The organism is Tianweitania sp. (genome assembly GCF_032053605.1).
In the GTDB taxonomy this organism is placed as follows: domain Bacteria; phylum Pseudomonadota; class Alphaproteobacteria; order Rhizobiales; family Rhizobiaceae; genus Tianweitania.
The window spans coordinates 15,570-40,661 of sequence record NZ_DAMBUH010000029.1; the positions used below are offsets into that span (position 1 = coordinate 15,570).

Here is a 25,092-nt window from a genome sequence, read left to right on the forward strand (position 1 = left end):
AACACGCGCGCCGGTTAAGAAAAAGGTCAGGCGCACCGACCATTTTGGCTAAGCGCCCTGTCTCACACAAAGATGAGGCACTTAGCGATTGCGCCAGCGCTTGCAAGTTGGGAAAGAAAGACATGGTGATGTCCCAAAAAGCAGCGCTCGCGCTTGTCCTCCTGCTTGTCGCGCTGCCGGCGCAGGCTGCGTCCAGTGCCTGGTTCGAGACCGAAGGCGGCCGTATCAGGCTTGTGACGACGGGTGTGCCGGCTGCGGATGGCACGCTGCGCGCAGCACTGCAGATCGACGTCTCACCCGGCTGGAAGACCTATTGGCGCGATCCTGGCGATGCAGGTGTGCCTCCGCAGATCACCTTTCCTGCCGCATCCGGTGTCACGACCGCCGAGATCGGCTTTCCCGTGCCGCAACGCTTCGACGATGGAGCGAGCCATTGGGCCGGCTATGAATGGCCGATTGCGCTCGCGCTGACACTGCATGCTACACCCGGCAGGACAACGGGAACGTTGGAAGCCGATGTCTTCATGGGCCTTTGCCAAAGCATCTGCGTGCCCGTTCAAGCGCAGCTGACTCTCGATCCCCACCACAATGCCGACGACATGTTCGACCGCGCAACAGTGAATGCCGCCTTCGACTCTCTGCCCGCAAAGGCGTCCCCCAGCTTCGGCGTCACGGCCGCGCGCATTGAAGGCGATATGCTGATCGTGGAAACGGCCGCGCCCACCCCGGAGGGCCTGACGCTGTTTTTGGCCAGCAATGGCGGCTTCGAGTTCGGCGTGCCGAAGCACGAGAAAGGCGGTGCTCGTTTTGCCGTTCCGCTTCTTGCCCGACCGACGGATGCAGCAACCTCGGCATCCATTGCCTACACGCTGAGCAATGGCGATGCGGCAGTGGACGGTGCGTTCACGCTTCCATAGCCTGGATGTGGTGGACAGGCGGTCCAGCACACCTACATCACGCGCTTCATGACTGCCAACAGATTGGAGACCGTGATGACGATTGCAGTGGGCGACAGCCTGCCGGACGTGAAGCTGAAAGTGGTGGGTCCCGACGAGATCACCGAAGTCTCCACGAGTGAATTTTTCGGCAACAAGAAAGTGGTGTTGTTCGGCGTTCCCGGCGCTTTCACGCCGACCTGCTCCAACAACCACCTTCCTGGCTACCTCGAAAATGCCGACACGATCCTCGGCAAAGGCATCGATGCGATCGCGGTGATCGCGGTCAACGACGCCTTCGTCATGCGCGCTTGGGCGCGATTTACGGGCGGCGAAGGCAAGATCACCTTTTTGGCTGATGGCAGCGGCGTGTTTGCCAAGGCGGCCGGCCTTGAGCAGGATATGAGCGCCGGCGGCATGGGGCTGCGCAACAAGCGCTTTTCCATGATCGTCGATAACGGCAAGGTCACCGCGCTCAACCTGGAAGGGTCGCCCGGCCAGGCAGTCGACAGCGGTGCCGCGCGGCTGCTCGAACAGCTCTGAGACGAGGGGTCGGGGCTGCTGCCGGCAGCCTCAATCCTCTCGAATGAAGGTCCGGTTCAGCTTGCGCGTTGGCGCGGCTGGCTGGACCGACGCGGCGGCTCGGATCGGATCGACCTTGGCGGTGGTTGTCTTTGGCGCACGCTGCGCCTTGAACGGCGCCATGCCCTGCCGCGCCAGCTCGTCGGCACGCTCGTTTTCCGGGTGGCCGGCATGGCCCTTTACCCAGTGCCACTTCACCTTGTGGCGTTGGCGCGCCTGGTCGAGCTGCTGCCATAGCTCGGCATTCTTCACCGGCTGCTTGGCGGCAGTCTTCCAGCCATTGCGCTTCCAGCCCTCGATCCAGCCGCCGATTCCGTCCTTGACGTAGTTGCTGTCGGTATAAAGGTCGATTTCGCACGGCTCCTTCAGCGCGTTCAGCGCCGATATCGCGGCCATCAGCTCCATGCGATTGTTGGTCGTATTGGCCTCACCGCCCGATAGTTCCTTGGTCTTGCCGTTGTAGCGCAGGATCGCACCCCAGCCGCCCGGGCCGGGATTGCCCGAACAAGCACCGTCTGTGTAGGCTTCAACCGTCTTCATGAAATTCCGTAAGTTTCCGGCGTCTTTACACCGCGATGAAAGCGCAGCTTAGCGACATATTCCAGCGGATCGCGCTTTTGCACCAGCGCACCATCCGGGATGGTCAGCCAGTCATAAAGCCGCGTCAGCATGAAACGCAGCGCCGATCCGCGCGACAGGAGCGGTAGGGCCTGCTGTTCCGCGGCACTCAAGGGACGCACAGATTGATAGCCAGCCGTCAGCGCAGCGGCCTTGTCGGCATTGAAGCTGAAATCCGGCTCGAAGCACCAGGCATTCAGGCAAACCGCCACGTCGTAGGCGTAGAAATCCTCGCAAGCGAAATAGAAGTCGATCAGGCCCGATAGCCGGTCCCCAAGGAAGAAGACGTTGTCGGGAAAGAGATCGGCATGGATGATGCCGCCTGGCAGATCCTGCGGCCAGCCGCGTTCCAGAACGGCGAAGTCCGCTTCGACTTCCGCCACCAGCCCGGGCACGACCGAGTCGGCGCGATCACGCGAGCCGTCCCACAGCGTGCGCCAGCCATCCACGGCCAGCGCATTGGCACGGTGCATGGGAAAGTCGGCACCGGCCAGATGCAGCTCCGCAAGTTCCCGCCCGACTTCGCCACATTGCGCGACCGTCGGGTGGCGCATCCACATCCCTTCAAGAAAGGTGATGATCGCTGCGGGCCGCCCAGCCAGTTCGCCGATCAGCTGGCCGTCGCGTCTTTCAACCGGCAGTGGACAGGTGATGCCTTTGCGCGCGAGATGCTGCATGAGGCAAAGGAAGAACGGCAGATCGCTCTGGTCGACCCGCTTTTCATAGAGCGTCAGGATGTAGGAGCCGGTTTCGGTGCGAAGCAGGAAGTTCGAGTTCTCCGAGCCTTCCGCGATGCCCTTGTAAGACCGCACATGGCCGATCTTGTATTCCTCAAGGAAGCGGGCGAGCTGCTCCTCGTTCACATCAGTGTAAACGGCCATCGGTCAGGCGTTTCCGTTTACGAAGGCCATGTCGGCGGGCACCAGCGGCATGTCGCGCAGCACGCTGAGCACGGGAAAGTTCTCGTTCTCGACCGCGGTAACCGCAAGATCGATCGACACGTTGAACCGTGCATTGAAGGCATCGACGATTTCATCGACGATGATCTGTGGCGCCGACGCGCCGGCTGACAGGCCGAGCGTGCCGATCGTTTCGATCACGTCCCACGGGATTTCCGCCGCACGCTGCACCAGCAGAGCGCGCTTTGCCCCTGCCCGTTCAGCCACTTCCACCAGCCGCTTCGAGTTGGACGAATTCGGCGCCCCAACGATGAGGAAGAAGTCGGTGCCTGCTGCTGTTTCCTTCACCGCTTCCTGCCGGTTGGTCGTGGCGTAGCAGATCGACTCGGCTGACGGCGCCTGGATGGCCGGGAAGCGCTCCTGCAGCCGGGCGATGATGCCAGCCGTGTCGCTTATCGAAAGCGTCGTCTGCGTAACGAAGCCGAGTTGCTCCGGGTCAACCGGCATGAAGCCATGCACATCCGCCTCGGTTTCAATCAGCGTGACCGCGCCATCCGGCAACTGGCCCATCGTGCCGATGACCTCGGGGTGGCCGGCATGGCCGACAAGCACGACATGGCGGCCGAGACGCTGATGGCGCATGGCCTGCTTATGGACCTTGGACACCAGCGGGCAGGTCGCATCGAGATAGAACAGGTTGCGCGCCTGCGCATCCGCCGGCACCGATTTCGGCACGCCATGGGCTGAAAAGACCACAGGCCGCTCTCGGTGCTCGGGCGGGATCTCGTTCAGTTCCTCGATGAACACGGCGCCGCGCTCCTGGAGGCCCTGCACCACGAAGCGGTTATGCACGATTTCGTGGCGGACATAGACCGGCGCGCCGTATTTCTTCAGCGCCAGAACCACGATCTGGATCGCACGATCGACGCCGGCGCAAAAACCGCGCGGCTCGCACAGGCGGATCGTCAAAGCAGGCTTGGCGGGAGAAAACAGGGACATCAAAACGCTCGCATGGGCCTGACGGACATGAGGTCTGGGAGCGGCTATGTCAAGGTTGGGCGGGATTGGCACGATTGGCGGGCTTGTTCCGGCGCACCCACATTGCCACGCAAACGCCGGCCAGCGCCAAGGCCAAACCATACCAGGTAACGGCATATTGCAGATGATTGTTCGGCAGATCGATGATGGTCACCCCGCCGATCGGCAGGCCGCCGGGGTTCGGCGCCTTATCGGCATCCACGAAGAAGGGCAGCACCGGCTCGCCGAGCCCTGCACTCGCGGCCATGGCGTCGAGATCTTTCCAGTAGAAGATGTTCTTGGCCAGATCGTTGGTCGGCACCAGCCAGGACGGCTTGCCAATCAACCTTTCGCGCGCGAGACCGGTGACCGTCACATCGCCGCCGACCTGCCCTTTGGCGCGGTTTGCCGGCTCTTTGCTATCATAAGGCACGAAGCCGCGATTGACGAACAGGACGCGGCCATCAGCGAGACGCAGCGGCGTGTAGATGTAGAAGCCGGACTGGCCTTCATAGGTGGCGAAGAAATGACGCTCGCGATCATGCAGGAAAGTGCCACTGACTGTGACCGGGCGATATTCGATGGGATCGCCTGTGGCCTGAGCGGCTTCCACAGCAGCGAGCGGCAAAGGTGGCTGGGACAACTGGTTGGTGATGCGCGCCATGAGCGCTTCCTTCCACGCCAGCCGCTCCATCTGCCATGTGCCAAGGCTGAGCAGAATAGCCATCGCAGTCAGCACAAGCGCGCCAACGATCCAAAGCCGCGCCTTCGAGGCCGGTCTGATGACCTGGGATGGTCCGTCGCCCTGCTGCAATGCCAAACCTTTAACCTCCGAAAACGAAAAAGGCGGCCGCTCGCGCAGCCGCCCTTTCTTAGCATGATGAGCTTTCAGTGCCCGGTTGCGATCGTCGCGCCGGCGGAGGCCCAGACATAGATCGTGGCAAACAGGAACAGCCAGACCACGTCCACGAAGTGCCAGTACCAGGCAGCGGCTTCGAAGCCGAAATGTTGCTTCGGCGTGAAGTCGCCCTTCATGGCGCGGATCAAACAGACCAGCAGGAAGATCGTGCCGATGAACACATGGAAGCCGTGGAAGCCGGTCGCCATGTAGAAGGTCGCACCGTAGATCGAATCCGCGAAGGCGAACGGCGCGTGCATGTATTCATAGGCCTGCACGAAGGAGAACAGCACGCCCAGAGCGACGGTGAACACCAGACCGGACACGAGGCCCTTACGGTCGTTGTGCAGAAGCGCATGGTGCGCCCAGGTGACCGTCGTGCCCGACAGAAGCAGGATCACCGTGTTGTAAAGCGGCAGATGCCAGGGATCGAGCACCTCGATGCCTGCCGGTGGCCACTGGCCGCCGGTATATTCGGTGCGCGCGACCTGAACGACTTCGCCCGGGAACAGGCTGGCATCGAAGAAAGCCCAGAACCAGGCAACGAAGAACATCACCTCGGAGGCGATGAACATGATCATGCCGTAGCGCAGATGCAGCGACACGACGCGCGTGTGGTGACCTTCGCGACCTTCCTTGATCGTGTCCGACCACCAGCCGAACATGGTGTAAAGGACCACAGCCAGACCGACCACGAAGAGCCAGGGATTGTTCAGCGGAATGCCGAGCAATCCAAATTCGTTGCCCTTCAGGCCCTGCATCCAGCCTACGCCGCCGAGCGCCATCAACAGCGCGCCGACCGAGGCCGTGAACGGCCACGGGCTGGGGTCTATGATGTGGTAGTCGTGATTCTTGGCGTGCGCCTCAGCCATATCAACCCCCGAGATTATCGCTGGAAACCTTGCTTCCCGCAACACTTCCCTTTTCGCCAGCAGAGGTGTTGGCCGCGAGCGGCGCACCGACTGGCAAGGGGAAGAACGTGTAAGACAAGGTAATTGTTCTGATGTCTTTGATGTCGGGATCATCGACGATCGCAGGATCGACGAAGAACACGACCGGCATGTCCAGGGCCTCGCCGGGCTTCAGGGTCGTATCCGTGAAGCAGAAGCACTCGACCTTGTTGAAATATGCGCCGGCGAGCTCAGGCGTCACGTTGAACGTGGCCTTACCCGCGGTCGGCGTGGAGAACGGATTGGTGGCGGTGTAGCCGATCTGCGTGGTTTCGCCGATCTTGATCGTCACATCGCGCTGGTCGGGCTGGAAGGTCCACGGGAGACCGCCGCTGACATTGGCATCGAACCGCACCGTGATCTTACGATCCAGGATCGTGTCCGAATACTGATCGACCCGCTGTGTGGTGCCACCGTAGCCGGTTGCCTGGCAGAACATCTCATACAGTGGGACGGACGCATAGGCAGCACCGATCATCGCCGCGAAGAACGTCGCGCAGCCGACCGCAACGCGGATGTTGGCGCGGCGCTTCGGGTCAACGGGGGTGCTGTTCTTGGCCATGGATCAGAGCGGCCTGCTAAGCAGCGACGGACCGAACTTCGCGATGGTCGCCACATAGAAGATCACAACAAGAATGGCCAAGCCGACAGCAATCGCCACTGAACGGCTGCGGCGCGCCTTGCGCTGTTTGTCCGTCAGCTTGATCGTTTCCTCGAACTGGTTGCGCTCTCCAGCCATCAGAGGATACCCGCCTGGAGGAAGCGCGCGACGAGGCTGTCTGCGAGATAAGCGGCGAAGATGCCGAAGAGATAAAGCAGCGAGAAGCCGAACATGCGCTTGGCCGGAAGCATGACTCGATCAGCTGGCGCCATGCGGAACACGCCCCAGGCGTAATAGATGAAGCCCGCGCCCAATGCCGCCGCAACGATGCCATAACCGGCCGATGCATAACCGAGCACCCAAGGCAGCACGCCGATCGGCGACACGATCAGAGTGTAGATGAAAATCTGCAGGCGGGTCGACGCTTCGCCCGCCACGTTCGGCATCATCGGAATACCGGCGCGGCCGTAATCGCCCGACTTGAACAGGGCGAGCGCCCAGAAGTGCGGCGGTGTCCACAGGAAGATAATGGAAAACAGGATGATGCTTTCCAGGCTCACCGAACCCGTCGCAGCAGCCCAGCCGACAACCGGCGGAAAAGCACCAGCGGCGCCGCCGATGACGATGTTCTGCGGGGTCCAACGCTTGAGCCACATCGTGTAGACGACGGCATAAAAGAAGATCGTGAAGGCGAGTAGGCTGGCGGCGAGCCAGTTCACCAGCAGGCCGAGGGTCATCACCGACAGGAATGACAGAACCAGGCCAAAGCCGAGCGCTTCGCCCGGAAGCATGCGGCCGGCAGGAACGGGACGACGCGCGGTGCGGCTCATCAAGCGGTCGATGTCGGCGTCGTACCACATGTTCAGAGCACCGGATGCGCCGGCACCAATCGCGATCGACAGGATGGCGATCGCAGAGAACAGCGGATCGAAGGGGGTAGGCGCAGCCATGAGGCCGACGAATGCAGTGAACACAACCAGCGACATGACGCGCGGCTTCAGCAGAGCGATGAAGTCGCCTGCCGTTGCTTCCGACAGCCCGACTTCCGGGGTGGGCGTCGCGGTTTGTTCAACCATGCTCATTCAAATCGTATCCAATGCCTGGGCCCGGACTGTTCAGCCCGGGCCGGGGTTCGTTCAACTGCCTTACTTGATGCGCGGCAGCTGCTCCCACTGGTGGAACGGCGGCGGCGAAGACAGCTGCCATTCCAGCGTGGTGGCGCCTTCGCCCCACGGATTGTTGCCGGCAATACGTTTCTTAGAGAAGGCTTCAAACACGCCATACAGGAAGATCAACACGCTGAAGCCAGACAGGTATGCGCCGTAGGAAGACACCATGTTCCAGCCGGCAAACGCATCCGGATAATCGATGTAACGGCGCGGCATGCCGGCGAGACCCAGGAAGTGCTGCGGGAAGAACACGAGGTTCACGCCGATGAACATGATCCAGAAGTGAACGCGGGCAATTGCCGACGAGTACATGTAGCCGAACATCTTCGGGAACCAGTAGTACCAGCCGGCGAAGATCGCGAACACAGCACCGAGCGACAGCACGTAATGGAAGTGCGCTACGACATAATAGGTGTCGTGCAGCGAACGATCGAGACCAGCATTGGCCAGCTGAACGCCGGTCACGCCGCCCACGGTAAACAGGAAGATGAAGCCGATCGCCCACAGCATGGGGGTGCGCATCGAAATCGAACCGCCCCACATCGTGGCGATCCATGAGAAGATCTTCACGCCGGTCGGAACCGCGATCACCATGGTGGCGAACACAAAGTAACGCTGCGTGTCGAGCGACAGGCCGGTGGTGTACATGTGGTGTGCCCACACGACGAAGCCGACGACGCCGATCGCGACCATGGCGTAAGCCATGCCGAGGTAACCGAACACCGGCTTGCGCGAGAAAGTCGAGACAATATGGCTGATGATGCCGAAGCCCGGCAGGATCAGAATGTACACTTCAGGGTGACCGAAGAACCAGAACAGGTGCTGGAACAGGATCGGGTCACCGCCGCTTTCAGGCGCAAAGAAGGCCGTGCCGAAGTTGCGATCGGTGAGCAGCATGGTGATGCCGCCAGCCAGAACCGGCAAGGACAGAAGCAGCAGGAAGGCGGTGATCAGCACCGACCACGCAAACAGCGGCATCTTATGAATGGTCATGCCGGGTGCGCGCATGTTGAAGATCGTGGTGATGAAGTTGATCGCACCCAGGATCGACGACGCACCAGCGATGTGCAGCGACAGGATCGCCATATCCATCGCCGGTCCGGGCTGGCCCGAAGTCGACATTGGCGGATACATCGTCCAGCCACCACCCACGCCATGCGCACCTGGCGCGCTCGGCATGAACAGAGACAAAAGCAGCAGCAAGAAAGCCGGCGGCAGCAACCAGAAGGAAATGTTGTTCATGCGCGGGAACGCCATGTCCGGCGCGCCGATCATGATCGGCACCATCCAGTTGGCGAAGCCGCCGATCAGCGCGGGCATGACCATGAAGAAGATCATGACAAGGCCGTGGGCCGTGGTGAAGGCGTTGTACATCGACTTGCCGGCGTCGATCGCGGCATCGCCGTCGATGCCGTAAACCATGCCTGCCAGACCGTGGAAGATCTGGATGCCGGGTTCCTGCAACTCCCAGCGCATCATCATCGACAAAGCGCCGCCGATAATGCCTGCCGTGATCGCGAAGATCAGGTAGAGCGTGCCGATGTCCTTGTGGTTGGTCGAATATACCCAACGCGTCCAGCCCGTGGGCCGGTGATCGCTATGGGCATCGTGGTGGGTTGCAGCGCCTGCCATGATTCCGCTCCGTCTCCTTCCGTCCGGCTGTTGCGAGTTACTCGCCGGCCGAAGCAATCTTGTTCTGGGCGTCGACCGAAGCCATCAGGGCGCGGTTGGCGCCACCGAGATCCGTAGCCGCTGCCGCAAGCCATGTCTGATATTGATCCAGCGCAACGACGCGGATGGCGATCGGCATATAAGCGTGGTCCTTGCCGCAAAGCTCGGAGCACTGGCCATAATAAAGACCCTCCTTCGTCGCCTTGAACCAGGTCTCGTTGATGCGACCGGGAACGGCGTCCACCTTCACGCCGAAAGCCGGCATGGCGAAGGAGTGAATGACGTCGCCGCCGGTGACCAGCATGCGAACGGTGGCATTCACGGGCACGACGACTTCGTTGTCGACGGCGAGCAGGCGCGGATAAGCGCCACGATCTTCCTTGCCGGCAGCAGCGCGGGCATCATCCGTCAACAAAGCCGAGTTGAAGGTCAGCGGCGTTTCGACCTGGTATTCGTAGTCCCAATTCCACTGGTTGCCGATCGCCTTCACCGTCAAGGCCGGCTCTTCCGGCGGCGTGTATTGCGCCGTCAGCAACTGGAAGGAGGGAATGGCGAGGCACAGGAGAATCACCACCGGTCCGACGGTCCAGATGATCTCGATAAGCGTGTTATGGCTGGTACGCGACGGGGTCGGGTGGGCATCAGCGCGGAAACGCACGATGCAATAAGCCAACAGAGCCAGCACGAGCAGCGTGACGGGAATGATGAACCACAGCGTGTAGTTCTCGAACCACTCGATGCTTTCCATGATCGGCGAGGCTGCCGGCTGGAAATCGGTCTGCCACGGCGTTGGCTGGGCGGCAAAGGCGGCCGCACCGGACAACAAAACCATTGCGGCAGCCGCGCCTATCACTTTTTTCATGGCGATCGTCATCTCCCGGATACCCTGACTAGGACGCGCGTCAGCATGCGGCATGCACACGCACAGACTCCCAGTTCTCTCCAGCCCGTTCAAATCATACTCTCTTGGCGTCCGCAAGAAAGCCACGATTCTGCTGGATGCGGCATTTTGTTCGTGCTGGATCAACAACCTGCCATTGCGTTATGAAGCAAAGTAGGAACTGCCGTTCAGGCTGATTCACACAATTCTGTGGTGGTCGCGTGCTGATCTGCCGCTGACAGCGCTTTGTTTTCCATGCGAAGGCTGCAGGCTAGATCGCGATGATTCGGTTGGAGACCTTCCCCTGATGCGCTTTTTGAGGCCGCTCGCCTTCAGTCTGCTTCTTGCTTCGCCTTTGGCAAGCGCCCTTCCCGCCAGCGCTCAGCAGCCGGCCCCAACCGGCGCTGTCCGCTCCAGCCATGGCGCGTGGTCGATCATCTGCGACACGCCGGCGGGTGCGACGGCTGAACAATGCGCGATGATGCAGAATGTGGTAGCGGAAGACCGGCCGGAGATCGGGCTTTCCGTCGTGGTTCTGCGCACCGCCGACAATAAGGCCGAGATCCTTCGTGTTCTGGCGCCCCTTGGGGTGCTTCTGCCGAACGGCCTTGGCCTCAATGTCGACGGCAAGGATATCGGCCGCGCCTATTTCGTGCGCTGCTTCCAGGATGGTTGTTATGCCGAGGTGATCCTGGAACAGCCGCTGCTCGACACGTTGAAGACCGGCAAGGCCGCGACCTTCATCGTGTTCCAGACGCCGGAAGAAGGCATCGGCATCCCCGTCGAACTGAACGGCTTCGGCGAAGGCTTCGCCGCACTGCCCTGAGGCTACGTGTTGGGCGAACCGGCCTAAACCGAGGCGCCTGGTCGCTTCGGCTGGATTCTTGCGACGGCAGCCCCTACTTCTCGGGCATTGCTTCGCACAGTGAGTCCGCTTCCATGTCCAAGTCCCTGATTAGCCAATTCGATTGTTCCGAAGATCGGCTGCGGCAGATGCTTGCCGACACGCTTCAGGGGGCGGATGACGGCGAGCTCTATCTCGAACAAAGCGAAAGCGAAGCGCTGATGTTCGACAACGGCCGCCTGAAGACAGCCAGCTACAACACGGATCGCGGCTTTGGTCTGCGTGCGGTCGCCGGCGAGGCCACAGGCTACGCCCATGCCAGCGAGCTATCGGAAGCCGCAGTCGCCCGGGCCGCCAGTGCGGTCTCCGCTGTCAAAGCCGGTTATTCCGGCACGCTCGCAGAAGCGCCGCAGGGTACCAATCGCAAGCTGTACGGCGACAACAATCCGCTGACCGAGCCAGCCTTTGCCGACAAAGCCAAGCTCCTTCAAGAGATCGACGCCTTTGTTCGCGCCAAAGATCCGCGCGTGCGGCAGGTCACGGCTTCACTCGTCGCGTCCTGGCAGCAGATCGAGATCATGCGTGGCGACGGCCGGATGGTGCAGGACATCCGGCCGCTGGTGCGCATGAATGTGTCCGTGGTGGTCGGCGAAGGCGACCGGCAGGAAAGCGGCTCTTACGGGATCGGTGGGCGCAAGGGCTTTGGTGAGTTCATCACCGATGATTCCTGGCGCTTCGGTGCCGAGGAAGCTTTGCGCCAAGCCTTGGTTAACCTTGAGGCCTCCCCTGCCCCTGCCGGGACGTTCGACATCGTTCTGTCCTCGGGCTGGCCGGGCGTGATGCTGCATGAAGCTGTTGGCCACGGGCTGGAAGGCGACTTCAACCGCAAGAAGACGTCGGCCTTTGCCGGCCTGATGGGACAGCAGGTCGCCGCCAAGGGTGTCACCGTCGTGGATGACGGCACGATCGCCGAGCGGCGCGGTTCGCTGACCATCGACGACGAAGGCACGCCAACCAATCGCACCGTGCTGATCGAGGACGGCAAGCTCGTCGGCTACATGCAGGATCGCCAGAATGCACGGCTGATGGGCATGGAAGCCACCGGCAACGGGCGCCGCGAGTCCTACGCGCACCAACCCATGCCGCGCATGACCAACACCTACATGACCGCAGGCGACAAGACGCCGGAAGAGATCATCGCTTCCGTGAAGAACGGCATCTATGCCGTGTCCTTCGGCGGCGGACAGGTGGATATCACCTCGGGCAAATTTGTGTTCGGCTGCACCGAAGCCTATATGATCGAGAACGGCAAGGTGACGCGGCCGATCAAGGGCGCCATGCTGATCGGCAACGGCCCGGATGCCATGCACCGCGTGTCCATGATCGGCAACGACATGAAGCTCGATACCGGCATCGGCATGTGCGGCAAGGCCGGCCAGGGCGTGCCGGTGGGTGTCGGCCAGCCACATCTACGCATGGATCAGATGACGGTGGGCGGCACACAGGCTTGAGGCACATCCGCTGCAGGCACTCTAGCTAGTCCATCTGGTTCTTGGCTCAGCGCGCTTGCCATTTCGGCGCGTGCAAGGCGTAGTGGAAGATAGGAAGGGGCTCATCATGGCCTCTTTCGTCATCATGAATACCAGCACAGCGCCAGCGGAGAATCAGTGAATGTCCTTCTCCTCCATCGTGATCCTTACTGGCGCGGGTATCTCGGCCGAATCGGGCGTAGATACGTTTCGCGACAAAGGCGGCATCTGGTCGAAGGTGGATCTGCAGGATGTGGCGACCCCGCAAGGCTTCAAGCGGGATCCGGAACGCGTTCATGCCTTCTATAATGACCGCCGCGCCGGGCTGAAGACCGTCCAGCCCAACGCCGCGCATCGGACGCTGGCACGGTTGGAAGCCGAATTCAGAGGCAGTGTGCTGGTCATTACGCAGAACATCGATAATCTGCATGAACGCGCCGGCACCAAGCACCTCCTCCACATGCATGGCGAACTCACCAAGGTGTTCTGCACGAAGTGCGGCACCCATCGCGACGAACACGGCGATCTCACGACCTTCGATTATTGCAGCCACTGCGGCGCAACCGGTACGTTGCGGCCGGATATCGTCTGGTTCGGGGAGATGCCCTACCACATGGACGAAATCCACGAGGCGCTGCATCGCTGCGATCTGTTTATCGCGATCGGCACCAGCGGCAGCGTTTATCCGGCCGCCGGCTTCGTGGAGGAAGCCCACGCAATTGGCGCACATACGGTGGAGCTGAATCTTGAGCCCACCGAACACGACAGTGCCTTCGACGAAGTGCGCCGTGGCCGCGCTACCGAGCTGGTGCCTGCCTATGTCGAGGAATTGCTGCTGTCCTAGCGTCGCTTCTTGGGCTTTTCCAACAAGGCAACCGCTTCCACATGGCTCGACCACAGGAACTGGTCGACAGGCGTGACAGACACGATGCGGTAGCCACCGGCGGTTAGGATCGCCAGATCCCGCGCCAGCGTCAGCGGATTGCAGGATACCGCGGCGACCTTCGGCACCTGGCTTTTCGCAATCTGCTTGCACAGGAACTCGGCGCCTGCGCGCGGCGGATCGAACACCACGGCGTCGAAGCGATCGAGTTCCTTCGTGGTCAAGGGCCGTTCGAACAGGTCGCGCTTTTCGGTGGTCACGCGCTTGAGGCCTGGCGTGAAGCGGAAGGCACGATCGAGTGCGGCCAAGGGTGCTGCATCCCCTTCCACTGCATGAACTTCAGCGCGAGCGGCGAGCCGCAGCGAGAAGGCACCGGATCCCGCAAAGAGATCGGCGACGCGCTTGGCTTTCCCGACATGATCTAGGACTAGGCCGGCCATCGCTTCTTCGGCAGACGCGACCGCCTGCAGGAAGCCGCCGGGCGGGACCGTGACCTGCGATGCGCCGATCGAAACCTGCGGCTTGGTCGGCTCGACGATGATCTCGCCATCAACGGATACGCGGGCGAAGCTGTGGGCGAGCGCGAAGTCGGCGATGGTTTTTCGCGCGGCGTCGTCCAGCTTGCCGCTTTCCAGCAGCGCAACGTCCAGGCCGGCCGCAGTGGCGGTTACGGTCATGCGAAAAGGCTTGTTTGTGGAACAGCTTAGCCGCGCCACTGCGCGCAGTGATCCAAGTGCTTCAACGATCGGCGGAACGCTGATCGGGCATTCCACGATGTCGATGATCTCATGCGACAGATGGCGATTATAGCCGAGCAGCATGCCCGCTTCGACCTTGCGCAGGGCAAAGGTGACACGGCGGCGGCTGTGCGGCGCGCACGGGATGATGTCACCGAACTCGGGTGTCAGCGCCTGGGATTTCAGCGCCTGCATCACCTTGTTGCGCTTCCAGGCCAGATAGTCCGGCGTCGCCATATGCTGCAACTGGCAACCGCCGCAGGTGCCGAAATGCCGGCATGGCGGTTCGACGCGGTTGGCTGCCGGTTCCTGGATCGCGATCAGATCGCCGCGATCCTTGTTCACAGCGGCCGTGACAGTCTCGCCTGGCAACGTGAACGGGATATAGACCGGGCCGCGCTCGGTGTTGGCGATGCCGTCGCCCTGCGCACCGAGATGGTTGATTCGATATTGCGTGCTCATAGGTGTTTCTCGGCTCCGAGAAGCCATTCCTTGTTGCCGTCGCCGCCTTCGATCGGACTGGGCGTGAGTCCGAGTGCTTTCCAGGCCGGCTGACTGTCGAGCCAAGCGCGCAACCGCTCGGTTGTGCGCGGCCCCTCTTCCGCGTCCTTGAGCAAGCCGCCTTTGCCGATCGCGTCGCGGCCGGCTTCGAATTGCGGCTTCACCAGAAAAACGCCTTTCGCACCCGGTGCAGTGAGATCGAGCGCACGCGGCAAGGCGAGCGTCAGGGAGATGAAGCTGACGTCACAGACGATGAGCTCGATCGGTGCGCCGCCGAAATCCTCGGCCTGCAGGTCACGCGCGTTCTTGTTTTCGAGAGAGGTGACGCGTGGATCATCGGCTATGCTGGGATGGAGCTGACCATGGCCGACATCGACGGCGAAAACACTGACAGCACCGCGTTCCAGCACCACCTGCGTGAAGCCGCCGGTGGAAGCGCCGAGGTCGAGCACGTTCTTGCCGCTGACTTCGATGCCGAAATGATCAAGGCCGGCGATCAGTTTGAGGGCCGCGCGCGACACATAGTTCTGCGCGGGATCGTCAATGCTAAGCGCGGCATCGGGCTCGATCAACTGACCGGCCTTCGTGGCGACCGCATCGCCCACCCGCACGGTGCCGCGCTTGACGGCATCGCTGGCGCGCGATCGGCTGGCAAACAAACCGCGCGCAACAAGCACTTCATCGAGACGCTGGGTAGATTTGCCTGGCATCCCCGCTCCATGGCCGAAGCGGGCTACGATAGCAAGCTTAGGCGCGCGCGGCGTTCTGACCGCGGCCGAGTGCTGCGAAAACGGAGCGAACGATGCCAGCGGAATCCAGCCCCGCATCGGCATACATCTTTTCCGGCTTGGCATGGTCGACAAAGAGATCCGGCAGAACCAGAGGCCGCACCTTCAGCCCGTTGTCGAGCAGGCCTTCGAGCGCAAGGAAATGCAGCACCTGCGTGCCGAAGCCGCCGATCGCGCCTTCTTCCACGGTGATCAGCACTTCATGATCGCGTGCGAGGCGGCGCACCAGATCGTGGTCGAGCGGCTTGGCAAAGCGCGCATCGGCAACCGTAGTCGACAGGCCGGCCGCGTCGAGTTCATCGGCAGCCAACAGGCAATCGGCAAGTCGCGTGCCGAAAGACAGCAACGCCACCTTCGTACCCTCGCGGATCACCCGCCCTTTACCGATCTCCAGCACCGAACCCCGCTCGGGCATGTCGATGCCGACGCCATTGCCGCGCGGATAGCGGAAGGCGATCGGGCCGTCGTTATACTCGGCTGCCGTGCGTACCATGTGCTTGAGCTCGACCTCGTCGGCCGCGGCCATCACCACCATGCCCGGCAGCGAACCGAGATAGGTGGTATCGAAGGCGCCAGCATGTGTCGCGCCATCAGCGCCGACGAAACCGGCACGGTCGATCGCGAATCGCACCGGCAGGTTCTGAAGCGCAACATCATGCACGACCTGGTCGTAAGCGCGCTGCAGGAAGGTCGAATAAATCGCGCAGAACGGCTTGTAGCCTTCCGTGGCGAGGCCGGCCGCGAAGGTCACGGCATGCTGCTCGGCAATGCCGACATCGAAGATGCGCTTCGGAAAGGCTTCCCCAAACAGATCGAGCCCGGTGCCGGTCGGCATGGCCGCGGTGACGGCGACGATCTTGTCATCAAGCTCGGCTTCCCGCATCAGGCTTTCGGCGAAGACGCGCGTATAGGCTGGTGCATTGGCGGGTCACGACATGGATCAGCACCGGGGCATCCCCATTGTCACGCACATTCTTCAGCACCGGGACGAGGTGCTCGAGATTGTGGCCGTCGATCGGGCCAATGTGGTAGAAGCCGAGCTCCTCGAACATGGTGCCGCCGGTAACGAAACCGCGTGCATGTTCGACGGCGCGGGTTACCGTACGCTCGACTCTCCGGCCGAAATAGCCCGTCAGCTTCTTGCCGAGATCGCGAATTTCCGAATAGGTCTTGCCCGAAGCCAGTCGCGCCAGATAGGCGCTCATCGCGCCCGACGGCGGGGCGATCGACATGTCGTTGTCGTTGAGGATGACGATCAGCCGCGCATCCAACGCGCCGGCATTGTTCATGGCTTCATAGGCCATGCCCGCCGACATCGCGCCGTCGCCGATCACCGCAATCACGTTGTTTTTGCCGCCCGAGAGATCGCGCGCAACAGCCATGCCGAGGCCAGCCGAGATCGAGGTCGAGGAGTGGGCCGCGCCGAACGGGTCGTATTCGCTTTCCGAGCGCTTGGTGAAGCCGGACAGGCCGTGCTCCTGGCGCAGCGTGCGGATGCGGTCGCGCCGTCCGGTCAGGATCTTGTGGGGATAGGCCTGGTGGCCGACATCCCAGATGATCTTGTCGTCCGGCGTGTCGAACACGTAATGCAGCGCGACCGTCAACTCGATGACGCCCAAACCCGCGCCAAGATGGCCGCCGGTCTGCGAAACAGCATCGATCATTTCGGCGCGAAGCTCGGACGCGAGCTGCGGCAGCTCGCCTTCAGGAAGCGCGCGAAGATCGGCGGGAAACCGAACCTTGTCGAGAAGCGGGGTCTGGGGAGAAGGCTGCACTCTTGTTACCTTGCCGGCATCGTATGCCCGGAAATAGGGCCGCATGCGCGCGTTGTAAACAAAGCACGCGCGTTTGCCGCATCACAGCGGCGGGAAGTGCGAAGTCAATAACCGCTTAGTCAGTGCCAACTGACGATATCGCCGCCATAGGAGGCGACCATCGTATCTTTTGTCACAAGGCTCATCTTCTCGACGCGCGCCTGAGCGATAATCAAGCGGTCGAAAGGATCATGGTGCAGAAGAGGCAGGGCTTCCACTTCCTCGGCATGAGCACTTTCAATTGCCAGCAACGAAAAGCCTGTTCCGAGACAAACGTCGCGAAGCCGTGCCGCAGAAATCTTGATCGCCGTCCGACGCGTCAAAGCGTTCTTGATAGCAGCTTCCCAGATGCTCGCAACTGAAACAAAAGCCTCGTTCCCGCCGTCGCGGATGAGTTCGATGATATCAGGCGGAAGAAGCGTCTGGTCCCGCGCTGCCCATAGCGCGACATGGGTGTCGAGAAGAAGCTTCACTTTGAGCGACCAAACATCGCAGCAACATCTGCGTCGCTTTCATTCCATTCTTCGAGTGTGAATGCGGGAATGACATCCTTATACTGGCCCAAAATGCGATCGCGCTTTCCTGCGTCGATCGGAACCAGCTTCGCAGCAGGCTTGCCATTGCGTGCAATAACGATCTCTTTTTCCTCTCCGGACTCGACAGCCTGAACGAGACGAGACAGCGATGTCTTTGCATCGAGCATATTAACTATCGGCATCACACTTTACCTAGCTAAGGTTGGCTAACGTACAGGCATATGTGCCTTTTTGCAAGTCAGCCTAAATTTTGCCGTCTCGTCGGTATGAGCATCTCTCCATCGTCCTTGTTCTTGCACAACAAGGGAGGAGCAGTGCCATGAATTATGTCGACGGATTTCTGCTGGCCGTACCAAAGGACAGGCTGGACGACTACAAGCAGGTGGCCGAAACAGCTGCCGGGCTCTTCATGGAATGGGGCGCGACGTCCTATATGGAAGCCGTCGCCGATGATGTGCCTTACGGCGAATTGACCTCTTTCCCGCGCGCCGTCATGGCGAAGGACGATGAGGTCGTCATCTTCTCCTACATCACCTACCCGTCAAAGGCGGTGCGCGACGCGGCGCAGAAGAAGATGATGGAGGATGAGCGCATGAAACCGATGATGGAAGACATGCCCTTCGATGGAAAGCGCATGATCTTCGGCGGCTTCAAGGCGATCGTGGAGCGATAGGCTTACTCGGGCGAGTCCTACTCTGGATCCAGCGGCTCGACGCCGAGCGGCTTGCCCTCACGCGACAGGCGGATCTTTTCCACCTTGGCTTCGGCTGCCTTGAGCAGGCGGTCGCAATGGTCCTTCAGCGCTTCGCCGCGCTCATAGATACGGATCGACTGGTCGAGCGGCACGTCGCCGCGCTCCAGATCGTCGACGATCTGCTCGAGCGCGGCCAGCGCCTGCTCGAACGTCATGGCCTTGATGTCTTCGTTTTCGGCCATGCGCTCAGCCCTTCATCAATCGTTTTACATGCGTCGCCACGGAGGACGACAATCCTTCGAGGTCATAGCCGCCTTCCAGCAGGCTCACCAGCCGGCCATTGGCGCTGCGATAGGCGACATCCATCAGCTTGCCCGTCGCCCAGTCGAAGTCGTCTTCCACCAGGTTGATCTCAGCTAGGGGATCGCGGTGATGGGCGTCGAAGCCGGCCGAGATGATCACGAGGTCAGGCCGAAAGTTTGCCAATGCCGGTAAAACACGGCTGGTGAAGGCGTCGCGGAACTGGCTGCCGCCATCGCGTGGGCTAAGCGGTGCATTGACGATGTTGCCGACGCCCGTTTCCCCTTTCGCACCCGTGCCCGGGAACAACGGCAGCTGGTGCGTCGAGCAATACAGCACGCTTGGATCGCTCCAGAAGATGTCCTGCGTGCCGTTGCCGTGATGGACATCCCAGTCGATGATCGCAACGCGCTCGGCACCGTGCGTCTTCTGCGCATAGCGCGCGGCGATTGCCGCCTGGTTGAAGAAGCAGAAGCCCATCGCCTTTTCCGCTTCGGCATGATGACCGGGCGGACGGGCTGCAACAAACACGTTGTCGGCCTTGCGCCCGAACACGTCATCAACGGCGGCGTTGGACGCGCCGATCGCCGTCATCACCGCTTCAAACGAGCGCGGGCTGAGCGTCGTGTCAGAATCAATCCGCGTCAGACCTTCTTCCGGGATCGCCGCCTTGATGCGATCGAGATGGCTTTCGGGATGGGCGAGCAGAACCAGCTGCTCGTCTGCGGCAGTCGGTTCGACACGATCGAGCCCATCAAAGTCTGGATCCTCGAGGCGGCGCGCAATCGCTCGCAAACGGTCGGGCCGCTCGGGATGACCGGGCGGCGTCAGATGCTCAAGAAAGATCGGATGGGAATACAGGCGCGTGGTCATGGCTTCCCTTATAGGCTGATCGAGCGTGGCGTAAAACGCGGGATAGGCTGAAAGCCGAGCTTGCGCACTTTCAAATACGGCCAGTCTGGCCGCGATGGCGCAAATAGTGATCGGCAATGGCGCAGGCGACCATGGCTTCGCCGATCGGCACTGCGCGGATGCCGACGCAGGGATCGTGGCGGCCCTTGGTCATGACATCGACTTCCTTGCCGGTGCGATCCACAGATTGGCGCGGTGTCAGAATTGATGAGGTCGGCTTGACGGCAAAGCGCGCGACGACCGGCTGCCCCGTCGAAATGCCGCCGAGGATGCCGCCCGCATGGTTGGCGAGAAAGCGCGGCAGGCCGTCATTGCCCCCGCGCATTTCATCGGCGTTCTCTTCACCGGTCATCCTTGCAGTGGCAAAACCGTCGCCGATCTCCACGCCCTTGACGGCGTTGATCGACATCAGGCTGGCTGCGATATCCGCGTCGAGCTTGGCATAAAGCGGTGCGCCAAGGCCGGCCGGCACGCCTTCCGCAACGATCTCAATCAAGGCGCCGACCGAAGACCCATTTTTGCGGATGCCGTCGAGGTAATCGGCGAACACGGGTACGGCTGCGGGATCGGGCGTAAAGAACGGGTTGTCCGCGCTTTCCACGAAGTCCCAGTCCCAGTTGGCGCGGGTAATTTCTTTGTCACCCATGGCGATCAGCGCGCCGCGCACCTTCAGGCCAGGAACGACCAGCCGGGCCAAAGCGCCGGCAGCCACGCGCGCAGCCGTTTCGCGTGCCGAAGAGCGACCACCGCCGCGATAATCGCGCACGCCATATTTGACGTCATAGGCATAATCGGCATGGCCCGGACGATATTGCTGAGCGATGTCGCCATAGTCCTTGGATCGTTGGTCGACATTTTCGATCAGCATGGAGATCGGCGTGCCGGTGGTGATGAGATGGCCATCGTCCCCGTCAGGCAGAACGCCGGACAGGATTTTGACTTCGTCCGGCTCACGGCGTTGCGTCACGAAACGTGACTGGCCGGGCTTGCGGCGGTCGAGTTCGCGCTGCACGTCTTCCAACATGAAGCGGATGCCAGGGGGGCAGCCGTCCACCACACAGCCCAGAGCGGGACCGTGGCTTTCGCCCCAGGTGGTGACCCGGAAAAGGTGGCCGAAGGTGTTGTGCGACATGAAAATTCCGCAGACGGCAAAAGGAGGCTGTCGCGCTTCTAGGAGCGAATCCGACAGGGGTCAAACCGGCCACCTGCTCGCCTGCCTTTTATTTTTGACACATTCTCTTCGTTCTTGTCTGCTTAGAGGGCGTCGACTTGGCCTCTCAGCTTCTGCCTGTCCCAATTCGAGGAATCCCATGAAGACCGGTTTCGCTGCCGCCTCCATCCTTTTGCTGTCGATTGTCGGCGCTTACGCCGCCGATACGGAAGGCGAGATCAAGAAGATCGATCGCGACAATCTGACGATCACGCTGTCAGACGGTGAGAAGTTCAAGCTTCCCGGCGAGTTCGATGTCACTGCGCTGGAAGAAGGCATGGACGTCGTGATCGCTTATGACGAAGTCGACGGCGAGAAGCTGATCACGGATATGCAGCTTCCGGATCAATAAGCGTCTGGGACCGGCTTAGAGGCTTAGAGCCAGCTGAGCCGGTCATTCTCCATCCGCAGGATCCGGTCCTGCGGAATGTCCATCTCGCTGGCGGCCACCTCGTCGGCCTCTCCCAACAGGTAAAACAGCGTGCGAACGATGCCGCCATGGGCGACGCAGATCGTTTGCGTGTTCACCTCGCGGAGCCATCCGTCGAGCCTTTGCGCCAGAAGCGCGTAGCTTTCGGCTCCCTCGCCAGGCGGCAGGTAGTTCCACTTGTCCTGATTGCGCTGGGTGCGCAGACCCGGCGTTTTTTCTTCCAGCTCGGCGAAGGTAAACCCCTGCCAGTCGCCGAAGCTCAGTTCCATCAAACGGGGATCGGTGCGGTACGCCTTGGGATCGAGCCCCATCGCCTCGCGCAATCGCTCCATCGTGTGGCGCGTGCGCTGCATCGGGCTCGAAACGAAGTCGAACCGTGCTGCATCACCGATCAGGCTCTTGAGCTTGACCCCGTTGCCGGTCGCTTGCGCCCTGCCCTTTTCCGTCAGATCGCGGTCGGCCTGGCCCTGAAGCCGCCCTTCCGCGTTCCAGTCGGTCTCACCGTGACGGATGAAGTAGCAGAGCGGCCGCACCACGTTCAGTCTTATTCCTTGACGACAGAGATGTCCGGGGCGTCGACCGACTTCATGCCGACGACGTGATAGCCGGAATCGACATGCAGCACTTCGCCGGTCACGCCGCGCGACAGGTCCGACAGCAGGTAAAGCGCGCTGTCGCCCACTTCCTCGATCGTCACGGTGCGCTTGAGCGGTGCGTTGTACTCGTTCCACTTCAGGATGTAGCGGAAGTCGCCGATGCCCGATGCAGCCAGCGTCTTGATCGGCCCGGCCGAGATCGCATTAACGCGGATCTTCGATCCGCCGAGATCGACCGCCAGATACTGCACGCTCGCTTCCAGCGCCGCCTTGGCGATGCCCATGACGTTGTAATGCGGCATGACTTTTTCGGCGCCGTAATAGGTCAGCGTCAGGATCGAACCGCCATCCGTCATCAGCGGCTCGGCGCGCTTGGCGATGGCCGTGAAGGAATAAGCGGAGATGTCCATCGTGCGCAGGAAGTTGTCGCGCGTCGTATCGACGTAGCGGCCGGTCAGCTCGTCCTTGTCGGAGAAGGCGACGGCGTGCACGACGAAGTCGATCTTGCCCCATTTTTCCTTCACCGCGTCGAACACGGCGTCAATCGTGGCCATATCCGTTACGTCGCAATGGCCGACCACGGTCGCGCCGAGTTCGGCAGCGAGAGGCTCGACGCGCTTGCGCAGCGAATCGCCCTGATAGGTCAGCGCGATTTCCGCACCCTGATCCGCGAGTGCCTTGGCGATGCCGTAGGCGATGGAACGATTGTTCGCTACGCCAAAAATCAGACCGCGTTTGCCAGCCATCAGGCTATTTCCGACCGCCATTCCCGCGCTCCTGTTCAATTCAATTCGCTGGCCGCCCTATCGCACAGCCCCTCAACCGCTTCAAGCAGCCACGATCCCGTTCGCTGACACACGGAGGGGTTGGACGGCTCTTGCTTAGGCGTTCTGCACGCTATTTGATGGCAAGCCAAGTGGTTGGCGGCTGATAGCCGTTTCGTTGCACGAACATGCTTGAGGAGGCGTGATGATGGAGTTTGGAGGAAACAAACCGCTGGCTTACGAGGATGTGCTGGCCGGGTTCAGTGCAGACGATCTGGCTTCGACACTTCAGGGCAATCTGGATGGCGGCATCAATGCCTGCGTGGAATGCTGCGACCGCCATGTCGGGGCGAACCGCCTGGCCCTCGATTACGAAAGCATGGATGGTCGCCGCGAACAGCTTTCCTTTGAGGATCTGCGCGACCGTGCGGCTCAGTTCGCCAGCTACCTCCAATCCATCGGCGTTGGTGCCAGCGATGTCGTGGCCGGCATGCTGCCGCGCACCCCGGACCTTCTGACCACCATCCTCGGCACTTGGCGCGCCGGCGCGATCTATCAGCCCTTGTTCACGGCTTTCGGACCGAAGGCGATCGAACATCGTTTGAAGATGAGCGAAGCGAAGCTGGTGGTGACCGATGCCGCCAACCGGCCGAAGCTCGCAGACATCGTTGACGCACCGCGGGTCGGCGTCTTCCTTCGCGCCGACAAAGGCGAGAGCGTCCCGCCCGGCGACGATGATCTGCGCGCCAGGCTCCCCGAACAAAGCAAGGACTTCGCGCCCGTGATGCGGCGTGGCGACGATCTCATGATGATGATGTCGACTTCCGGCACCACCGGCCTGCCCAAGGGCGTTCCGGTGCCGATCCGCGCGCTGCTCAGCTTCGACGCTTACATGCGCTATGCGATCGATCTTCGGCCGGACGACATTTTCTGGAACATCGCCGATCCAGGCTGGGCCTATGGCCTGTATTATGCGGTGACCGGCCCGCTGCTGCTCGGCCATGCCACCACCTTCTATGACGGTCCCTTCACCGCCGAAAGCACCTACCGGCTGATACAAAGCCACGGCATCACAAACCTAGCAGGCGCTCCCACCGCCTTCCGCCTGCTGATCGCAGCCGGTGAAGAAGCGGCAGCACCGTTGAAGGGCAGACTGCGGGTCGTTTCCAGCGCGGGCGAGCCACTCAATCCCGAAGTCATCCGCTGGTTCGCGGCCAATCTCGGCGCACCGATCTATGATCATTACGGCCAGACCGAAACCGGCATGGTGGTCAACTCGCATCACGGCCTCAGCCACGAAGTGCGCCCGGGTGCAGCCGGTCTGCCGATGCCGGGCTTCCACGTCACGGTGATCGGCGAAGACAATGCGGAACTGCCCGTGAATACGCCCGGCGACCTCGCCGTCGATCTCAGCCGCTCACCTCTAATGTGGTTCGAGGGCTATTACCGCCAGGACACGCCGGCGATCGATGGCGGCTTCTATCGCACTGGTGATACGGCCGAGCGCGCCGACAGCGGCCATATCAGCTTCGTTGGCCGCAACGACGATGTCATCACCTCATCCGGCTACCGCATCGGGCCGTTCGACGTGGAAAGCGCGCTGGTGGAACATCCGGCGGTGGTAGAAGCGGTTGTCATCGGGAAACCCGACCCCGAGCGCACCGAGATCGTCAAAGCCTTCATCGTGCTGAAGCCCGGCCTGTCATCCGATGGCCTTGCCGACGAACTCTCCACCTTCGTCAAGAAGCGGCTATCGGCCCACGCTTACCCGCGCGAGATCGAGTTCGTCACCGAACTGCCGAAGACCCCGAGCGGCAAGGTCCAGCGCTTCATCCTGCGCAATCGGGAAAAGGAGCCAGAGCAACCGGCGGGCTGAGCCTGCCGGCTTACTGCTGCCGCACGCGCAGCAGATGCTCCAGCTCATGATCGCTGGCATCCAACATGATGCGGACATGGACATAGAGGTCGGCATGGCCGCCGGTTTTCACCGGCAGGCCTCGGCCCTTGAGGCGCAGAACCTTATCGGAGCTCGACCAGGCGGGCACCGACACGGCGAGCTTGCCCAACGGGGTTTCCACGGCGACCTTGGCGCCGAGCACGGCATCGCTCAGGGCGACAGGCAGGTCGACATGAAGATCACGGCCTTCGATGCTGTAGCGCGGATGGTGCGCATAAACGATCTTGACCAGCGCATCACCGGGCTCGCCACCATAGGGTGACGGTTCCCCCTGCCCTTTCAGGCGGATGGTCTGGCCGTCTTCCACATAGGCGGGCAGCTTGACGGCGATGCGCCGTCCGCCGGGAAAGATCGCCTCGACCTTGGCGGCCGCGACG

The 25,092-nt window shown here is 61.6% G+C and carries 28 protein-coding genes and 1 pseudogene; 8 read left to right on the forward strand and 21 right to left on the reverse strand.

Translation table 11 applies throughout. The annotated features are described in order from the left end of the window. Positions 1–128 precede the first annotated feature (128 nt). Both RTX98_RS09145 and RTX98_RS09150 read left to right on the forward strand, forming a co-directional pair. Positions 129–917 (forward strand): protein-disulfide reductase DsbD domain-containing protein, encoded by a 789-nt coding sequence (locus tag RTX98_RS09145; protein ID WP_312796121.1) that lies wholly within the window; start codon positions 129–131, stop codon positions 915–917. Positions 918–992: 75 nt separating this feature from the next. After that, entirely contained in the window at positions 993–1,478 is a 486-nt protein-coding gene (locus RTX98_RS09150) for a peroxiredoxin (protein ID WP_312796123.1), read from the forward strand. A 30-nt stretch (positions 1,479–1,508) separates the two neighbouring features. Here the strand turns inward: RTX98_RS09150 and rnhA are convergent, their stop codons facing one another. From rnhA to coxB, 10 genes are all read right to left on the reverse strand, one after another. Then, a complete protein-coding gene (gene rnhA, locus RTX98_RS09155; RefSeq protein WP_312796124.1) occupies positions 1,509–2,057 on the reverse strand; it encodes a ribonuclease HI in 549 nt (182 codons plus the stop codon). After that, a complete protein-coding gene (locus tag RTX98_RS09160; protein WP_312796125.1) occupies positions 2,054–3,016 on the reverse strand; it encodes a homoserine kinase in 963 nt (320 codons plus the stop codon). The genes rnhA and RTX98_RS09160 overlap by 4 nt, the downstream gene beginning before the upstream one ends. Before the next feature lie 3 nt (positions 3,017–3,019). Next, positions 3,020–4,033: a 4-hydroxy-3-methylbut-2-enyl diphosphate reductase gene (ispH, locus tag RTX98_RS09165; RefSeq protein ID WP_312796126.1), complete on the reverse strand. Its 1,014-nt coding sequence runs from the start codon at positions 4,031–4,033 to the stop codon at positions 3,020–3,022. A gap of 49 nt (positions 4,034–4,082) precedes the next feature. Further along, positions 4,083–4,778 (reverse strand): SURF1 family protein, encoded by a 696-nt coding sequence (locus RTX98_RS09170; protein WP_312796155.1) that lies wholly within the window; start codon positions 4,776–4,778, stop codon positions 4,083–4,085. A gap of 161 nt (positions 4,779–4,939) precedes the next feature. Then, the gene (locus RTX98_RS09175; protein WP_312796127.1) at positions 4,940–5,821 is read right to left on the reverse strand and encodes a cytochrome c oxidase subunit 3; all 882 of its coding nucleotides are present in this window, start codon (positions 5,819–5,821) and stop codon (positions 4,940–4,942) included. 1 nt (position 5,822) lies between these two features. Next, positions 5,823–6,461 carry a cytochrome c oxidase assembly protein gene (locus tag RTX98_RS09180; protein ID WP_312796129.1) on the reverse strand — a complete coding sequence of 213 codons (639 nt, stop codon included), beginning with the start codon at positions 6,459–6,461 and terminating at the stop codon, positions 5,823–5,825. Between the two features lie 3 nt (positions 6,462–6,464). Beyond that, complete coding sequence (locus RTX98_RS09185) at positions 6,465–6,638, reverse strand: hypothetical protein (protein WP_312796131.1); 174 nt, start codon at positions 6,636–6,638, stop codon at positions 6,465–6,467. After that, entirely contained in the window at positions 6,638–7,582 is a 945-nt protein-coding gene (cyoE, locus tag RTX98_RS09190; RefSeq protein ID WP_312796133.1) for a heme o synthase, read from the reverse strand. Before cyoE ends, RTX98_RS09185 begins: the two co-directional genes overlap by 1 nt. Before the next feature lie 63 nt (positions 7,583–7,645). After that, positions 7,646–9,301 carry a cytochrome c oxidase subunit I gene (gene ctaD / locus RTX98_RS09195; RefSeq protein ID WP_312796134.1) on the reverse strand — a complete coding sequence of 552 codons (1,656 nt, stop codon included), beginning with the start codon at positions 9,299–9,301 and terminating at the stop codon, positions 7,646–7,648. A gap of 37 nt (positions 9,302–9,338) precedes the next feature. Further along, positions 9,339–10,202, reverse strand: coding sequence for a cytochrome c oxidase subunit II (coxB, locus tag RTX98_RS09200; RefSeq protein ID WP_312796135.1), 864 nt, complete (start codon positions 10,200–10,202; stop codon positions 9,339–9,341). Positions 10,203–10,527: 325 nt separating this feature from the next. Between coxB and RTX98_RS09205 the strand changes: the two genes are divergently transcribed. From RTX98_RS09205 to RTX98_RS09215, 3 genes are all read left to right on the forward strand, one after another. Next, a complete protein-coding gene (locus tag RTX98_RS09205) occupies positions 10,528–11,046 on the forward strand; it encodes an invasion associated locus B family protein (protein ID WP_189501126.1) in 519 nt (172 codons plus the stop codon). Positions 11,047–11,159: 113 nt separating this feature from the next. Continuing rightward, positions 11,160–12,575: a metalloprotease TldD gene (gene tldD, locus RTX98_RS09210; protein ID WP_312796136.1), complete on the forward strand. Its 1,416-nt coding sequence runs from the start codon at positions 11,160–11,162 to the stop codon at positions 12,573–12,575. Positions 12,576–12,735: 160 nt separating this feature from the next. Beyond that, positions 12,736–13,437, forward strand: coding sequence for an NAD-dependent deacylase (locus RTX98_RS09215; protein WP_312796138.1), 702 nt, complete (start codon positions 12,736–12,738; stop codon positions 13,435–13,437). Here the strand turns inward: RTX98_RS09215 and RTX98_RS09220 are convergent. The 5 genes and pseudogenes from RTX98_RS09220 to RTX98_RS09240 all read right to left on the reverse strand — a co-directional run bounded on the left by RTX98_RS09220 (position 13,434) and on the right by RTX98_RS09240 (position 18,019). After that, a complete protein-coding gene (locus tag RTX98_RS09220; protein WP_312796140.1) occupies positions 13,434–14,675 on the reverse strand; it encodes a class I SAM-dependent RNA methyltransferase in 1,242 nt (413 codons plus the stop codon). The genes RTX98_RS09215 and RTX98_RS09220 overlap by 4 nt on opposite strands. Continuing rightward, on the reverse strand, positions 14,672–15,424 hold the full coding sequence (locus RTX98_RS09225) for a TlyA family RNA methyltransferase (RefSeq protein WP_312796141.1): 753 nt from the start codon (positions 15,422–15,424) through the stop codon (positions 14,672–14,674). Before RTX98_RS09225 ends, RTX98_RS09220 begins: the two co-directional genes overlap by 4 nt. Positions 15,425–15,461: 37 nt before the next feature. Further along, positions 15,462–17,322 (reverse strand): annotated as a pseudogene (locus RTX98_RS09230) (1-deoxy-D-xylulose-5-phosphate synthase). Between the two features lie 74 nt (positions 17,323–17,396). Next, the gene (locus RTX98_RS09235; RefSeq protein ID WP_312796142.1) at positions 17,397–17,789 is read right to left on the reverse strand and encodes a type II toxin-antitoxin system VapC family toxin; all 393 of its coding nucleotides are present in this window, start codon (positions 17,787–17,789) and stop codon (positions 17,397–17,399) included. After that, on the reverse strand, positions 17,786–18,019 hold the full coding sequence (locus RTX98_RS09240; protein WP_416223094.1) for a type II toxin-antitoxin system Phd/YefM family antitoxin: 234 nt from the start codon (positions 18,017–18,019) through the stop codon (positions 17,786–17,788). The genes RTX98_RS09235 and RTX98_RS09240 overlap by 4 nt, the downstream gene beginning before the upstream one ends. A 152-nt stretch (positions 18,020–18,171) precedes the next feature. Here RTX98_RS09240 and RTX98_RS09245 point away from each other — a divergent pair, with 152 nt between their 5' ends. Continuing rightward, a complete protein-coding gene (locus tag RTX98_RS09245) occupies positions 18,172–18,525 on the forward strand; it encodes a DUF1428 domain-containing protein (RefSeq protein ID WP_312796145.1) in 354 nt (117 codons plus the stop codon). Positions 18,526–18,542: 17 nt separating this feature from the next. Here the strand turns inward: RTX98_RS09245 and RTX98_RS09250 are convergent, their stop codons facing one another. The 3 genes from RTX98_RS09250 to aroC all read right to left on the reverse strand — a co-directional run bounded on the left by RTX98_RS09250 (position 18,543) and on the right by aroC (position 20,890). Beyond that, positions 18,543–18,788 carry an exodeoxyribonuclease VII small subunit gene (locus RTX98_RS09250; protein ID WP_189501111.1) on the reverse strand — a complete coding sequence of 82 codons (246 nt, stop codon included), beginning with the start codon at positions 18,786–18,788 and terminating at the stop codon, positions 18,543–18,545. Between the two features lie 4 nt (positions 18,789–18,792). Further along, entirely contained in the window at positions 18,793–19,719 is a 927-nt protein-coding gene (locus RTX98_RS09255) for a histone deacetylase family protein (RefSeq protein ID WP_312796146.1), read from the reverse strand. A gap of 70 nt (positions 19,720–19,789) precedes the next feature. After that, positions 19,790–20,890: a chorismate synthase gene (gene aroC, locus RTX98_RS09260; protein ID WP_312796147.1), complete on the reverse strand. Its 1,101-nt coding sequence runs from the start codon at positions 20,888–20,890 to the stop codon at positions 19,790–19,792. Between the two features lie 178 nt (positions 20,891–21,068). Here aroC and RTX98_RS09265 point away from each other — a divergent pair, with 178 nt between their 5' ends. Then, on the forward strand, positions 21,069–21,320 hold the full coding sequence (locus RTX98_RS09265) for a DUF1344 domain-containing protein (RefSeq protein ID WP_189501105.1): 252 nt from the start codon (positions 21,069–21,071) through the stop codon (positions 21,318–21,320). Between the two features lie 23 nt (positions 21,321–21,343). On the opposite strand, the gene RTX98_RS09270 is transcribed toward RTX98_RS09265, so the two are convergent. Together RTX98_RS09270 and fabI are read right to left on the reverse strand one after the other, a co-directional pair. Next, the gene (locus RTX98_RS09270; protein ID WP_312796156.1) at positions 21,344–21,931 is read right to left on the reverse strand and encodes a histidine phosphatase family protein; all 588 of its coding nucleotides are present in this window, start codon (positions 21,929–21,931) and stop codon (positions 21,344–21,346) included. An 11-nt stretch (positions 21,932–21,942) separates the two neighbouring features. Continuing rightward, the gene (gene fabI / locus RTX98_RS09275; protein WP_312796148.1) at positions 21,943–22,761 is read right to left on the reverse strand and encodes an enoyl-ACP reductase FabI; all 819 of its coding nucleotides are present in this window, start codon (positions 22,759–22,761) and stop codon (positions 21,943–21,945) included. Positions 22,762–22,963: 202 nt separating this feature from the next. On the opposite strand from fabI, the gene RTX98_RS09280 reads away from it, so the two are divergent. Continuing rightward, positions 22,964–24,634, forward strand: a complete 1,671-nt coding sequence (locus RTX98_RS09280; protein ID WP_416223095.1) for an AMP-binding protein — start codon at positions 22,964–22,966, stop codon at positions 24,632–24,634. 10 nt (positions 24,635–24,644) lie between these two features. Here the strand turns inward: RTX98_RS09280 and RTX98_RS09285 are convergent. Further along, positions 24,645–25,092 (reverse strand): DnaJ C-terminal domain-containing protein (locus RTX98_RS09285; RefSeq protein ID WP_312796149.1); only part of this gene is annotated, 448 nt, incomplete at its 5' end.

What these genes read in the sequence shown, in the direction of transcription:
- aroC (WP_312796147.1), bottom strand. Translation starts at nt 20,890, where the DNA reads ATGTCGCACAACACCTTCGGCCACCTTTTCCGGGTCACCACCTGGGGC.
- RTX98_RS09265 (WP_189501105.1), top strand. Translation starts at nt 21,069, where the DNA reads ATGAAGACCGGTTTCGCTGCCGCCTCCATCCTTTTGCTGTCGATTGTC.
- RTX98_RS09160 (WP_312796125.1), bottom strand. Translation starts at nt 3,016, where the DNA reads ATGGCCGTTTACACTGATGTGAACGAGGAGCAGCTCGCCCGCTTCCTT.
- RTX98_RS09215 (WP_312796138.1), top strand. Translation starts at nt 12,736, where the DNA reads ATGTCCTTCTCCTCCATCGTGATCCTTACTGGCGCGGGTATCTCGGCC.
- RTX98_RS09220 (WP_312796140.1), bottom strand. Translation starts at nt 14,675, where the DNA reads ATGAGCACGCAATATCGAATCAACCATCTCGGTGCGCAGGGCGACGGC.
- RTX98_RS09145 (WP_312796121.1), top strand. Translation starts at nt 129, where the DNA reads ATGTCCCAAAAAGCAGCGCTCGCGCTTGTCCTCCTGCTTGTCGCGCTG.
- RTX98_RS09245 (WP_312796145.1), top strand. Translation starts at nt 18,172, where the DNA reads ATGAATTATGTCGACGGATTTCTGCTGGCCGTACCAAAGGACAGGCTG.
- RTX98_RS09205 (WP_189501126.1), top strand. Translation starts at nt 10,528, where the DNA reads ATGCGCTTTTTGAGGCCGCTCGCCTTCAGTCTGCTTCTTGCTTCGCCT.
- RTX98_RS09175 (WP_312796127.1), bottom strand. Translation starts at nt 5,821, where the DNA reads ATGGCTGAGGCGCACGCCAAGAATCACGACTACCACATCATAGACCCC.
- RTX98_RS09255 (WP_312796146.1), bottom strand. Translation starts at nt 19,719, where the DNA reads ATGACCACGCGCCTGTATTCCCATCCGATCTTTCTTGAGCATCTGACG.
- RTX98_RS09240 (WP_416223094.1), bottom strand. Translation starts at nt 18,019, where the DNA reads ATGCTCGATGCAAAGACATCGCTGTCTCGTCTCGTTCAGGCTGTCGAG.
- cyoE (WP_312796133.1), bottom strand. Translation starts at nt 7,582, where the DNA reads ATGAGCATGGTTGAACAAACCGCGACGCCCACCCCGGAAGTCGGGCTG.
- rnhA (WP_312796124.1), bottom strand. Translation starts at nt 2,057, where the DNA reads ATGAAGACGGTTGAAGCCTACACAGACGGTGCTTGTTCGGGCAATCCC.
- RTX98_RS09250 (WP_189501111.1), bottom strand. Translation starts at nt 18,788, where the DNA reads ATGGCCGAAAACGAAGACATCAAGGCCATGACGTTCGAGCAGGCGCTG.
- RTX98_RS09180 (WP_312796129.1), bottom strand. Translation starts at nt 6,461, where the DNA reads ATGGCCAAGAACAGCACCCCCGTTGACCCGAAGCGCCGCGCCAACATC.
- RTX98_RS09225 (WP_312796141.1), bottom strand. Translation starts at nt 15,424, where the DNA reads ATGCCAGGCAAATCTACCCAGCGTCTCGATGAAGTGCTTGTTGCGCGC.
- coxB (WP_312796135.1), bottom strand. Translation starts at nt 10,202, where the DNA reads ATGAAAAAAGTGATAGGCGCGGCTGCCGCAATGGTTTTGTTGTCCGGT.
- ctaD (WP_312796134.1), bottom strand. Translation starts at nt 9,301, where the DNA reads ATGGCAGGCGCTGCAACCCACCACGATGCCCATAGCGATCACCGGCCC.
- ispH (WP_312796126.1), bottom strand. Translation starts at nt 4,033, where the DNA reads ATGTCCCTGTTTTCTCCCGCCAAGCCTGCTTTGACGATCCGCCTGTGC.
- RTX98_RS09280 (WP_416223095.1), top strand. Translation starts at nt 22,964, where the DNA reads ATGATGGAGTTTGGAGGAAACAAACCGCTGGCTTACGAGGATGTGCTG.
- RTX98_RS09170 (WP_312796155.1), bottom strand. Translation starts at nt 4,778, where the DNA reads ATGGCTATTCTGCTCAGCCTTGGCACATGGCAGATGGAGCGGCTGGCG.
- fabI (WP_312796148.1), bottom strand. Translation starts at nt 22,761, where the DNA reads ATGGCGGTCGGAAATAGCCTGATGGCTGGCAAACGCGGTCTGATTTTT.
- RTX98_RS09185 (WP_312796131.1), bottom strand. Translation starts at nt 6,638, where the DNA reads ATGGCTGGAGAGCGCAACCAGTTCGAGGAAACGATCAAGCTGACGGAC.
- tldD (WP_312796136.1), top strand. Translation starts at nt 11,160, where the DNA reads ATGTCCAAGTCCCTGATTAGCCAATTCGATTGTTCCGAAGATCGGCTG.
- RTX98_RS09150 (WP_312796123.1), top strand. Translation starts at nt 993, where the DNA reads ATGACGATTGCAGTGGGCGACAGCCTGCCGGACGTGAAGCTGAAAGTG.